Source organism: Bifidobacterium sp. (assembly GCF_050874245.1).
Lineage (GTDB): Bacteria > Actinomycetota > Actinomycetes > Actinomycetales > Bifidobacteriaceae > Bifidobacterium.
The window spans coordinates 1-12,474 of record NZ_JBNMKH010000007.1 but is presented as its reverse complement, the minus strand read 5'-3'; the positions used below and the strand labels follow the sequence as shown (position 1 = coordinate 12,474).

The window sequence follows — 12,474 nt, the reverse complement described above, 5'->3', positions numbered from 1 at the left end:
GTGAACGGAAATTCGGTGAACGGAAATAGTATTGCCCACATGTGGTACAGCGCGAAAAAATATGGTGTTTTGATATCAGCGCAGAATCGCCGACAGCGCGTCCTGCAGCGTGTCCACCTGCACCACGCCCAGCCCCGGTATCGCGACGTTCTTGCGCAACGTCGGCACGACGGCGGTGGTGAAGCCCAGCCGGGCGGCCTCGCGAAGCCGGTATTCCAGACGCGGCACCGGACGTACCTGGCCGGTCAATGAGATCTCGCCGATCGCGCACGTCGTGCGGGCGATCGCCTTGGATTTCGCGGCGCTTGCCAAGGCTGCGACAATCGCCAGATCGCAGCCCGGCTCGCGCGCCTGGCCTCCGGCGATCGTGGAGATATAGAGGTCGTTGGACAGCAGGTTGATGCCGCCATGCCGGTACAGCACCGCCACCAGCATGGCGATGCGGTTGGAATCCACGCCGTTCGCGGCACGTCGCGGCGTCGGCAGCACCGATTTCGTGACGAGCGACTGCACTTCGATCGGCAGGCTGCGGTGGCCGTCCAACGTGAACGTCACGCACGTGCCGTCCACTTGCGCCGTCGACGCGCCGTTGCCGGTGGACAGGAACAGGCCGGACGGGTCGGTCACCTCCTCGATGCCCTCGCCGCTCATGTCGAAGCAGCCGACCTCATCCGTCGGACCGAAACGGTTCTTCACCGCGCGCAGCATCCGGAGCGCGGTCTCGGCGTCACCTTCGAACTGGCAGACCACATCCACCAGATGCTCCAACGTGCGTGGGCCCGCGATCGAGCCATCCTTGGTGACATGGCCCACCAGCAGCACTGGAATGTCAAGCTTTTTGGCGGTGTCGATCAACGCGCTCGCCACCTCGCGCACCTGCGTGGAGCCGCCGGAGATGCCGTCGACGTCCTGCGAGACGATGGTCTGCGCCGAATCGACGATGGCCAGCGAAGGCTTGAACCGTTCGATGAGCCCCAGCACCGTGGCCAGATCGGTGGTGGAGGCGAGCAGCAGATTCGGCTCCATCGCGCCGATGCGAGACGCGCGCATGCGCACCTGCGCCTGCGATTCCTCGCCGGAGATGTACAGCACGGTGTTGCGTTCGCTCGCGAACGCCGTCAGCCGGGCCACGTTGCCCGCGGTCTCCAGCAACAGCGTCGATTTGCCGATTCCCGGCTCGCCGGCGACCAGCGTGACCGATCCGGGCACGATGCCGCCGCCGAGCACACGGTCGAATTCCGAAAATCCCGTGGCGATGCGCGAGACGTTCTCCGTGCCTATCTCGGTGATTGGTCTGGCTTCGGATGATGCGACGGGTTGCGGTTGCGTGCGGGACGTGCGTCCGGGGGCCGCGGTGCGAACGCCCGCCGACAGACGGGCCTCATGGAATTCCTCGATGGTGCCCCATTGGCCGCATTCGGGGCATCGGCCAAGCCATTTCGGGCCGCTCCATCCGCATTCCGAACAGAGGAATTGAGTGGACGACTTTGCCATACGGCCGACAATACGGAGGTTTTGGGACAAGATGTTCGCGGGTGGCATAGCGGTGCCATGGGAGGCTGCATGCGGGGCTGCGTGAAGTGGTACGGAAAGCCATGCGGAAGGTGGCGGGAAAGGTCTCGCCGGGCGTTTCGACGCGGGTGTTTCCGTTCTTTCGAGGGCGCCCGTACGAGTCTTATGGCTGTGAAACAATAGCAGGCATGTCTGATACGCAGAATTCCTCTTCCCATGGCAAATTGATCGCCGCCGTCATTGCCGCGGCCCTTGTGGTCGTGCTCGCGCTGGTCTCCGCATTCGTGTGGCCGGGCTGGGCGCTGAACAAGGGCAACGGGTCCGTCCAGTCCGGGCAGCAGACCTCAAGCTCGTCGACCGGGACCAAGTCCAGCGGCAAATCGAAGGGCGCCGCCAGCGAGCCGACCACGCCGTCCATCGACGCCGTGGCCTTGCCGGACGGGGCTAGTGAGCTGCTCAAGGCCATGCCGGATTCCGTGTTGAACTTCGCGCGAATCAAGGCCGATGAGGGAACGGCGTGGTCCGGCGCCTCCCCGGTCGAGGAATACACGCTGACCTATTCCACGGGCAAGACGGCGCAGGACATCACGCTTGAGGTGGCGCAGTGGTCCGATGCGGATAAGGCCAAGACCCAATACGACACGCTTGCCAAGGCGTTGACCGGCAAGGAACTGGCAAGCGGCAACGTGAAGGTGTCCGGCAAAAACACCGGCACGTACAGCGTCAATCTTGACAATGGGGACGACAGCAAGGCCGTCGCCGTATGGCAGAACGATACCGTGGTGTTCTACGCCACCGGAGCCAAGGCTTCCGTCCAGCGCTTCTACCAGCAGTTCCCCCTGTGACCCGTGGGGGCTCCGTGGCCGAACCGTCGCCGTCGCATGGTGTATGGGCCGTGAATGGGGCACGACTTTCCACCATATGAATGCATGGGCGCGTATTCGTCCCCGAAGCGGTGTAGTATTGGGCAAGTTGCAAACTTTTACCCCTTGAATTTAAGGAACGGAGGCTGAGATGGGCTCGGTCATCAAGAAGCGCCGCAAGCGCATGAGCAAGAAGAAGCATCGCAAACTGCTTCGTAAGACTCGCCACCAGCGCAAGTAGTCTTCAGACGCGTGTGAAGCGTCCGCTCAAAACAAAATCCCGCATCTCCTTTCGGAGGCGCGGGATTTTTGCTATGTGGTTCCTGTTGTGCTCGGCCGTGCTTGGCCGAAGCCGTATGCGGCCGACGGAGGTTCCGCCGGCCGCCCGGAATCACTTCTTGTTCGGATTGTCCAGGATGCGCGGGCCGTTCGGGTCGCCGACGATGACCTGGTCCACCATGTTCAGGAACAGGCCATGCTCCACCACGCCGACGGTGGTGATGAGATCCTCGGCCAGCTCGGTCGGGTGATCGATGCGGTCGAGATGCAGGTCGACCACGAAGTTGTTCTCGTCGGTGCGGACCTCCTTGCCGTCCGCGTCCAGACGCAGCACCGGCTTGTAGCCCTTGGCCTCGAACTTCTTGATGACCTGGCCTGCGCCGAACGGAATCACCTCGACCGGCAGCGGGAACTTGCCGATGGTGTCGACGACCTTGGACTCGTCCACGATCCACACGATCTTGTTGGAATTGGTGGCCACGATCTTCTCCCACAGCAGAGCGGCGCCGCCGCCCTTGATGCCGTTGAAGTTCTTGTCCACCTCGTCGGCGCCGTCGATGGTCACGTCGATGTGGTCGACGTCATCGATGTCGACGATCTTGATGCCATAGCCTTCGGCCTGCTCCTGGGTGCGGCGGGAGGTGGTGACGCCCGTGAACTCGAGGCCTTCCTCCTTGACGCGACGGCCGAGCTCGTCGACCAGGAAACGCACGGTCGAGCCGGTGCCCAGACCTGCGATCATGCCGTTCTGAATGAGCTTTGCAGCCTCGATGCCGGCCGCCTTCTTCAGCGCGTCCTGCTGTGCCTTGTCCATGATCCTCCTTCGATATGGGGTTAAGACCGTCTCCATACTATCGGATGCGTTGATTTTCGGGGCGGGAATGGTGCGGCCTGCGTCGTGCGCGCGCATGCGGGGCCATAGGTTGTTTCACAAGATGTTTCACAATTGGGCCCATGATGAAACAGCCTGATATGCGTGGCCTCCGGATCAGCTGTGCTTGACCGCGAACGGTGCCTCGTCCAGTATCAGCGTGCCATCGCCGTCCACGTATCCCTCCACTGCGATGTAACCGCGGATCAGACGCGGCTTGCCGTCGAAGGTCGGGCTGGAATTCGGCGGGGGAGAGAAACGCACCGTGCCCGACACCGACAGTCCCGATGGGCTTTTGCGATGCGGCAGTTTCGGCAGATTTCGCGGCTGCTTTTCCTCCGCGGCCGGTTGGTCGGACTGAGGCGCCGAGGCATCGGACCGATCCGGTTCCTCGACGTTTTCCGCTTCCTCCGATTCCACTGATTTGTCTGTTGCGTCCTTTGCGGTCTTGTCCGCTTCACCGTCTTCACGCGGGAAGTAGTCATGCTTGACCAGCATTTGCGCATATGACTGGTGCGGTTCCTGCGATTCCTTGGCAGACATGTCTTCGGCGGACGGCTCCGCAGTGGAGACGGCGGAATTTGCTTCAGACGCCTTATCAAGCGCCGTCGTCTCCGCCACACCGTCGGCTTCCATAGCGTCGTCGGGCGATCGTCCGAAGTCCGCAAGATCGTCGGGGACGCCTTCCGGCTGCGCCAGCATGTCGGCGATCGAACGCGGCTTCGCGCCGCCTGTCGCAGAGGCGGTGGCCGTGCCGGCCGTGCCGCGGACGCCGGAATCGGAGGATGAATCGCCCTGCCCGCGGCCCATGTGGTATTCGGCGGCGCTGATCGTGCCGTCCATCAGCATGCGCGCGTCCTCGGGAACGTCAGTGCCGCGCGAATATTCGGAAGCCAGCAGCGACTTCCAGCCTTCCAGCGGCAGATAGCCTTCGCGCACGTGCGAACGGCAGTCGCCCGCGTAGGTGCGGGCAAGCTCGTCGACCTTCTCGTTGCCGGCGTTGCCTGCATGTCCCTTGACCCAGACGAAGCGCACCGAACCGGTCCTGCGCCCGATCTCGTCATCGATGGCACGGATCAAATCGGCGTTCTTCACCGGCTTCTTCTGCGAATTCTTCCATCCGTTGCGTTTCCAACCCTGCACCCACTTGGTGGAGCAGTTGATCGCATACTGCGAATCGGTTTCGATCACCAGATCCTCGGAGCCGGGGTGCGCGCGCAACGCCTCCAGCACGGCGCATAGCTCGCCGATCTGGTTGGTGCCGTTCGTGGCGCCGCCGGCATCGCAATCGCCGGCATGCTCGTGCCCTGGCCGTCCGCCCGCGGCGGATTCGTGGTCGGCCCATGCCCATCCCATCGGGCCGTTCGGGTTGCCAAGGGCGGAACCATCTGTGGAAACCGTAATCGTCATGCCTTCTACCCTACGAAAGCCGCGCGACGCGAAGCATTGGGCCGTATCGCGCGTCAATCGTCCAGACACAGCATGACGGAGGCCCGGAACACGCCGTCCCCATAATCGAACGTGGCCGTGCCATGATGCCGTTCGGCGGTTTCCCGCACGGTGGCGGTGCCCAGTCCGCTGCCGCCGTGCTTCGTCGAGGCGAAGCCGTCATCGATCCGCGTGATGTCGGTTTTGCTGGCATCGTAGGTGTTGTCCACCGTGATGAACAGCGCCGATGGTGGACCGGAACGATATTGGACGCGCATCCTCAGACGTTTGCTGCCGCTGGTCTGCCGGGTTATGGCGTCCGTGGCGTTCTCCAGCAGGTTGCCGACCATCGAGCAGAGCTCCGCGTTGTTGATGCCGATGTATTGCGGAACCGACGCCTTGACGTCCACGTCCGCTCCCAGATGCCGGATCCAGTCGCAATAATAGACCAGCACCGCGTTGAGCGACGTGTGCTCGCAATACTGCATCGGTGCGGGCTGCAGCAGATGGTGCTTCGACATCTCCTCCAGATACGAGCGGATACCGTCCATGTCATCGGCGGCCGCCAATGCCTGCAGGGAATGGATGTGGTGGCGCACATTGTGCTTGATCTGGCGGGCCTCGCGGATGCGCTCGTCCATGTGCTGCAGCTGCAGCGTCTGCATGGCTTCGTAATGCTCCCGCCTGTGGGCCTCGAGCAGACGGTCCGATTGTTTGATCATGTACCAGATGAGGAAGTACGCCAAGGCCATGAACAAGGTGTAGAACACGGCCACGGTGAACGCTATCTCCAGCACGCGCGCGTCCAGCAGCGACGGATTGTCCGCGGGCAGGCACCACACCACGATCGACGTGGAGATGAAGGGGAAGAGCCAGATGAGCCTCCAGAAGTCCTTGCTGATGGACGGGGAGTCGAAGGTGTCTGGAATCGAGTCGTGCAACGGGTGCCACAGGGAGAGCAGCGCGACGATGTCGAGCAGCAGCAGAGTGGTCAGGCCCGGCCAGCCGACGCGCAGGTTGACGGATTGGGCGCCGAGTGCCGCCACGTCGATGACGAGCGACAGATAGTAGATGATCGCCACCGTGTAGGACGCGGTGGCCACGATGAGCAGCAGTTGCCTCCATGGCAGTTCGGACAGCCATTTGAAGACCAGCAGCACGATCGGCGCGGTCGGAAGGACCGTCCATAGCGAGGGGATGCCCAAGGCGCAGCACAGCGCTCCACACAACAGGAACCAGATCAGGCCGGCGGACATGACCAGCGCGCCGTTGCGACGGGGATTGTCCATATGATCCCACGCCATGATGAGGCACAGCGCCAGTCCGGCAAGCGCGTTGAACTGCTCCCCGACGGCGAAGAACAGGGACGATGGGGTGATTTGGGCGAGGCTTGCGAACAGGATGTGCATGTCAGTCCTCCGTTCGCATGCGGGTGAACGTGTATTCCGCATAGGCGCGGCAGGTGGCGGTCACCATCGTCTTCGTGATGGGGATGCGTCGGCCGCCTTTCATGACGAATTGCGCGTTGACGATGCCGGACACGTAGTCGAAGTTGACGAGCACGCCGCGCGCGGTGCGGTAGAAGTTGTCGAAGACGGTGAGCCGTCGGTCCACGTCGGAGAAATTGGTGCGGATGCGTGTCCGTGTGCCGTCCGAGAAGGTGAATTCCACGTAGTGCGCGTCGGACAGCGCGCAGACGATGAGCCGTCGGTCCATGGTGATGGCGGGGTTGCCGAACGCCACGTGCCAGCTGGGGTCCACGGTGCCGGGTTCCCGTGCCGCGTCCGGGCGTGCGGACGGGAATCTCGATTTAAGCAGTTTTCCGACGCGTTCCATGGTGGTGTCGAAGGTCTTGCGGTCGACGGGTTTGAGCAGGTATCCGCTTGCCTGGACCTCGTAGCCGAGCACCGCGAAATCGCTGCTGGACGTGATGAACACGATTGCGCAGTCGTCGTTCTGCCGGCGGATCAGCTGCGCTATGTCCAGACCGGTGGCGGCGTGTGGCGAGGCTTCGTCGTCGGTGAGATAGCAGTCGAGCAGAAGCAGGTCATACCGCTTTTTTCTCCAGCTTGCGATGAACGAGCCCGCGTCGGCGAAGGAGTCGCAGACCATGTCCCCGCCATGTCCGTGGCCGAAATGGTCCGCGCACATGGCCGCGATCTGCTCGCGTTCGGTGGCATGGTCCTCGACGATGGCGATGCGCACGTTCCCTCCTTCCGGCGATTCCCGGCTGACGTACGTCATCCGGCGTCGGCCGTTTCGCCTGTTCTGTCTCCAGCGTACCGGGAGAGGGAAATACGGGGAGCGGCGGACGGCGCGTTTCATGCCAGAAAACCGTGTTTCGTGCCATGGCCGTCAATCCGCGGGCCGGGGCGATATGGCTGTATGAATGGCGAAAGGCCCGTTCCGCAGATGGGAACGGGCCTTTCGGACCATGTGTCATGCCGTCACCGCATGCCTTGCGTCACCGCGGCATGACGGCGTCGCATCACTCGGCCAGGGCCTTGTCCACGACCTCGGTCGCCTCGGCGAGCACCTTGTCCAGAGCCTCGGGGGACTCGAAGGACTCGGCGTACACCTTGTAGATGTTCTCGGTGCCGGACGGGCGGGCGGCGAACCAGTTGTCCTTGGTGGTGACCTTCAGGCCGCCGATCTTGGCGTGGTTGCCCGGAGCCTCGGTGAGCTTGGCGGTGATGTCCTCGCCGGCCAGCTGCGTGGCCTCGACATCGTCGCCGGTGAGCTTGGCGAACTTCTGCTTCTGCTCAAGGGTGGTCGGGGTATCGACGCGCCTGTACCAGCTTTCGCCGAAGCGCTCGACCTGCTCTTGATGCAGCTGTGCCGGGTTCTTGCCGGTCTTGGCGGTGATCTCGGCGGCCAGCAGGTCGGGGATCAGACCGTCCTTGTCGGTGGTCCACACACGGCCGTCCTTGCGCAGGAAGGACATGCCGGAGCTTTCCTCGCCGCCGAAGGCGACCTCGCCCTTGAACAGCGGATCCACGAACCACTTGAAGCCGACCGGGACCTCGACGAGCTTGGCGTTGATGGACGCGGCCACGCGGTCGATCAGGGAGGAGGAGACGAGCGTCTTGCCGATGCCGGCGTTCTCCGGCCAGCCCGGACGGTTGCCGCCGAACAGGTACTCCACGCACACGGCGATGTAGTGGTTCGGGTTCATGACGCCCCAGTTCGGGCAGACGATGCCGTGGCGGTCGGCGTCCGGATCGGTGCCGCCGACCAGGTCGTACTTGTCCCACGCGCCGTTGTTGAGGGAGTCGACCAGACCCTTCATGGCGTACGGGGAGCTCGGATCCATACGGATCTTGCCATCATGGTCGATGGTCATGAAGCTCCAGGTCGGGTCGACCTGCGGGCGCACCACGTCGATGGTCAGGTTGTACTTCTCGTTCATGAGCGGCCAGTAGTTGACCGAAGCGCCGCCGAGCGGGTCGATGCCCAGACGCACGCCGGAGGAGCGGATCACGTCGAAGTCGATGACGTTCTCCAGATCGGCCACGTAATGCTCGCGGAAGTCGAAGCGCTCGACCAGGTCGGACTTGATGGCCTGCTCGAACGGCACGCGCTTGACGTTCTTGAAATCGCCGAGCAGCTCGTTGGCACGGTCGGCGATGGCGTTGGTGACGTCGGCCGGGGCCGGGCCGCCGGTGACCGGGTCGTACTTGAAGCCGCCGTCGGTGGGCGGGTTGTGGGACGGGGTGACGACGATGCCGTCGGCGAGACCGTCACCGGTGAAACGCTGGGTGCCGTCGGCTGCACGGTTGTGGGTCAGGATGGCCTGGGACACGACCGGGGTCGGGGTGAAGTCGTCGCGGGAGTCGATGCGCACGCGCACGCCGTTGGCGACGAGCACTTCGATGGCGGTCTTCCAAGCCGGTTCGGACAGGGCGTGGGTGTCGCGGCCGATGTACAGCGGGCCGGTGACGCCGGCCTTCTTGCGGTATTCGGCGATGGCCTGGGTGATGGCGACGATGTGGGCCTCGTTGAACGAGGTCTTCAGGGACGATCCGCGATGGCCGGAGGTGCCGAAGGAGACACGCTGCTCCGGGATGTTGGGATCGGGGACGACGTCATAGTACTTGCCGATGACCTCGTCGACGTTGATCAGATCTGCTGGGGTGGCGGGCATTCCCGCATTTTTTGCAACCATAGTCAACATTGTGCCACGCATGCAGGTCGAATCCGTGCGATTGTCCCATTATGTGCGATGAATACGTTTTCTTTTTTGGGTGATTACGGCGTGTCCGATGCGTGGCTAGGGATTTGCGTGGTTCGCTGGCGGGCGATTTGCCAATATCGCGTCGGTCGTGTATTGTCTTACCTGATTCGACTCATGCAGGGTTGCAAGTCAACTTTTTAAGACGCAAGACCTGAGATGTGGCATTGCTATGCCATGTCTCGGGTCTTTTTTGTTGCGCGGCAGCCAGGATCGCATGATCGGAACGGTCGAAAGGAAAAAGAAAGGAATCAGGATGGCTGACTCACTCGAATCGCAGATCATCACTGCAATCGGTGGTCCTGACAACGTTCGCAGCCTGACGCATTGCGCCACTCGGCTGCGCTTCGAATTGGTGGACGCCTCCAAGGTGGACCAGAACTCCCTCGAGCACATGAAGGGCGTGCTTGGCGCGGTTCCGCAGAGCGGCGACCGCTTCCAGGTGGTCATCGGCGGCGGCGTGGCCACCGTGTACGAGAACATCATGCATCTGCCCGAGATGGCGAAGATCGGCGCAGGCTCCGGCTCCGATGACGGCGACGGCCATAAGAGCAACGCCGACGTCAAGGCCGAGGCCCGTTCCAAGGCGCGCGGCAAGGTGGCGTGGATGGACTCCTTCTTCGAGTACCTCGCCGACTCCTTCCGTCCGATCCTGGGCGTGCTGCTCGGCGCGTCCATCATCATCGCGCTGGTCAACCTGCTCATTTCGCTGAACGTCATCCCGAACGACGAAGCCTCCGCCGGCTGGGTGTTCGTGAAGGCCATCTGGAAGGGCGTGTTCTACTTCCTGCCGATCATGGTCGCCTACAACGCCGCCAAGAAGCTCAAGGTCGATCCGTGGCTGGGCGGCTCCATCATGGCCATCCTCATGACCCCGCAGTTCACCGGACTGATGGATGCCAAGACCACCACGTGCGTGGAGAACGCAGCCCTCGGCACCAAGTCCTGCACGGCCAATATCTTCGGCCTGCCGATGGCTCTGAGCGACTACAGCGGCAACGTGTTCGTGCCGCTGCTCATGGCCGCCGTGCTCGCGCTCGTCTACCACGGTCTGAAGAAGATCATCCCCGAAAGCGTCCAGCTGGTCTTCGTGCCGTTCTTCTCCATGATCATCGTCGGCACGCTGACCGCCTTCATCATCGGCCCGCTCGGCGTGTGGGTCGGCAACGGCCTCGGCGTCGGCCTGGCATGGCTCAATACCCACGCTCCGTTCATCTTCGCCATCATGATTCCGCTGCTGTACCCGTTCCTGGTGCCGCTCGGCCTGCACTGGCCGCTTAACGCCCTGATGCTCATGAACATCCAGACGCTCGGCTACGACTTCATCCAGGGTCCGATGGGCGTGTGGAACTTCGCATGCTTCGGCGCCACCGCGGGCGTGCTCTTCCTCGCCATCCGCGACAAGGACAAGGACATGCGCCAGACCGCATTCGGCGCGCTCGCCGCGGGCCTGCTCGGCGGTGTCTCCGAACCGTCCCTGTACGGCATCCACCTGCGTTACAAGCTCATCTACAAGCGCATGCTCGTCGGCTGCGGCCTCGGCGGCGTCGTCATCGCCGTTCTCGGCTGGCTCTTCCCGTCCGTCACCGCCGCCGGCCAGACCGTGCACGGCGTGACCACCACCGCCTTCGCCTTCACCTCGCTGCTGACCATCCCGGTCTTCGACCAGATGTGGGTGTACGCGGTGTCCATCGCGGTGGCCTTCCTCACCTCCTTCGTGCTGATCATCACGTTCGACTACCGCACGCCGGAACAGAAGGCCGAAGTGCTGGCCCGTGCCGCCGCCGATCGCAAGGAAGCCGCTCCGGCCGTGGAAGCCAAGGAAGCCGCCGCTCCGGCCGCCGTTGCCACTGCCACCGCGACCAAGACTGAAACCGCCAATCCTGCCGTCGCCGTCTCCACCACCGTGGTGAACGCTCCGGTCGCCGGCCATGTGATCGCTCTGGACGAAACCGGCGATCCGGTCTTCGCATCCCGCGCGCTCGGCGAGGGCGTCGGCATCCAGCCGACCGCCAGCGAAGTCGTGGCCCCGGTCTCTGGCGTGCTGCAGACCGTCGCCGAAACCGGTCATGCCTTCGGCATCAAAACCGATGATGGTGTGGAGGTGCTCGTGCACGTCGGCATCGACACCGTGAAGATGAACGGCGAGGGCTTCGCCGTCAAGGTCAAGGCCAACGATCGCGTGAATGCGGGAGATCCGCTGGTTTCCGTCGACTTTGCTAAAGTGAAGGAAGCTGGATACAGCACCACCACGCTGATGACGGTGCTCAACACCGCAGCCCTCGCCTCCGTCACGCCGAAGACCGGCATCGACGTCAAGGCAGGGGATGAGGTGATCGACATCCAGCGCTAACTGTCACACAGAGGCGAAAAGGGGTCGACGTGGACGTTCTTCGCGTATTCAACAACAATGTCGTGCTGGCCAAGGATGGCGACCGCGAGGTGATCCTCACGGGTCGTGGCATCGGTTTCCAGGCCAAGCCGGGACAGCACGTGGATGACGCGAAGATCGTCCGTCGATTCGTCCCCGTCGACGGCAGGGATCCCGACCACATGGCACAGCAGGTGGCCGGGATCCCTCCCGAAATCATCAGACTCGTCACGGACGCCATGAACCGGACGGGGCTGAAGGAACAGGCCGACGGTAAGCCATCCCTGGTCATGGCGCTCGCCGACCATCTCTGCGGCGCGATCCAACGCGCGCAGAAAAAGCAAAGCATCGAATATCCGCTTGAGGCGGAAGTGAGGTCGCTCTATCCCGACGAATACGCCAAGGGTCTGGCGCTGGTCGACGCGATGAACACCTATCTGGGCGGAGCCCTGCCCCGCAGCGAAGCGGTGGCGTTCGCATTGCATCTGGTCAATGCGGGATTCTCGGGCGGCGACATGTCCGCCACATACGCCATGACCGGCGTCATCCAGCAGATGATCGCCGTCATCGAAAGCACATACGACGTCAAACTCGAGCAGGACAGCGTCAACGTGGCGCGGTTCATCACGCATCTGCGCTACCTGTTCGTGCGCATCCACCAGCACAAGCAGCTCGACGACGAGCCGCAGCCGATCATCGAATCGATTAAAACCTCGTATCCGCGCGCATACCAGTGCGCGAAGCAGCTTGCGATGGTGGTACGGATGAGGCTGGAAGTCGGTCTTACGGAATCGGAAACCGCATACCTTGCGTTGCACGTGTCGCGTGTCGCGGAGAAGGCCGGGGAGCCGCAACCGCGGGAATCGTAATCAATAATCGAAATAGCCGTGGCGTTCGGCCGCTTATATTTCCATATTTC

Annotated in this window: 10 protein-coding genes; 4 read left to right on the top strand and 6 right to left on the bottom strand. The window is 63.0% G+C overall.

The features are described 5' to 3' along the window. Window positions 1-75: 75 nt before the first annotated feature. Complete coding sequence (gene radA / locus ACR0P8_RS01530) at window positions 76-1,494, bottom strand: DNA repair protein RadA (RefSeq protein ID WP_432623021.1); 1,419 nt, start codon at window positions 1,492-1,494, stop codon at window positions 76-78. Between the two features lie 206 nt (window positions 1,495-1,700). Here radA and ACR0P8_RS01525 point away from each other — a divergent pair, with 206 nt between their 5' ends. Both ACR0P8_RS01525 and ACR0P8_RS01520 read left to right on the top strand, forming a co-directional pair. Next, a complete protein-coding gene (locus tag ACR0P8_RS01525; protein ID WP_432623019.1) occupies window positions 1,701-2,357 on the top strand; it encodes a hypothetical protein in 657 nt (218 codons plus the stop codon). A 169-nt stretch (window positions 2,358-2,526) separates the two neighbouring features. Further along, the gene (locus tag ACR0P8_RS01520) at window positions 2,527-2,616 is read left to right on the top strand and encodes a 30S ribosomal protein bS22 (protein WP_004268639.1); all 90 of its coding nucleotides are present in this window, start codon (window positions 2,527-2,529) and stop codon (window positions 2,614-2,616) included. Between the two features lie 150 nt (window positions 2,617-2,766). Here the strand turns inward: ACR0P8_RS01520 and rpiA are convergent, their stop codons facing one another. From rpiA to pgm, 5 genes are all read right to left on the bottom strand, one after another. Beyond that, window positions 2,767-3,468 (bottom strand): ribose-5-phosphate isomerase RpiA, encoded by a 702-nt coding sequence (rpiA, locus tag ACR0P8_RS01515; protein ID WP_432623017.1) that lies wholly within the window; start codon window positions 3,466-3,468, stop codon window positions 2,767-2,769. Between the two features lie 174 nt (window positions 3,469-3,642). Next, window positions 3,643-4,935 (bottom strand): ribonuclease H family protein, encoded by a 1,293-nt coding sequence (locus ACR0P8_RS01510; RefSeq protein ID WP_432623015.1) that lies wholly within the window; start codon window positions 4,933-4,935, stop codon window positions 3,643-3,645. 53 nt (window positions 4,936-4,988) lie between these two features. Beyond that, a complete protein-coding gene (locus tag ACR0P8_RS01505; RefSeq protein ID WP_432623013.1) occupies window positions 4,989-6,362 on the bottom strand; it encodes a sensor histidine kinase in 1,374 nt (457 codons plus the stop codon). A 1-nt stretch (window position 6,363) separates the two neighbouring features. Further along, entirely contained in the window at window positions 6,364-7,158 is a 795-nt protein-coding gene (locus ACR0P8_RS01500; RefSeq protein ID WP_432623011.1) for a LytR/AlgR family response regulator transcription factor, read from the bottom strand. A gap of 283 nt (window positions 7,159-7,441) precedes the next feature. After that, the gene (gene pgm / locus ACR0P8_RS01495) at window positions 7,442-9,118 is read right to left on the bottom strand and encodes a phosphoglucomutase (alpha-D-glucose-1,6-bisphosphate-dependent) (protein WP_432623009.1); all 1,677 of its coding nucleotides are present in this window, start codon (window positions 9,116-9,118) and stop codon (window positions 7,442-7,444) included. A gap of 322 nt (window positions 9,119-9,440) precedes the next feature. Here pgm and ACR0P8_RS01490 point away from each other — a divergent pair, with 322 nt between their 5' ends. Then, on the top strand, window positions 9,441-11,537 hold the full coding sequence (locus ACR0P8_RS01490; RefSeq protein WP_432623007.1) for a glucose PTS transporter subunit IIA: 2,097 nt from the start codon (window positions 9,441-9,443) through the stop codon (window positions 11,535-11,537). Window positions 11,538-11,566: 29 nt separating this feature from the next. Further along, a complete protein-coding gene (locus ACR0P8_RS01485; protein ID WP_432623005.1) occupies window positions 11,567-12,424 on the top strand; it encodes a PRD domain-containing protein in 858 nt (285 codons plus the stop codon). Window positions 12,425-12,474: the final 50 nt, after the last annotated feature.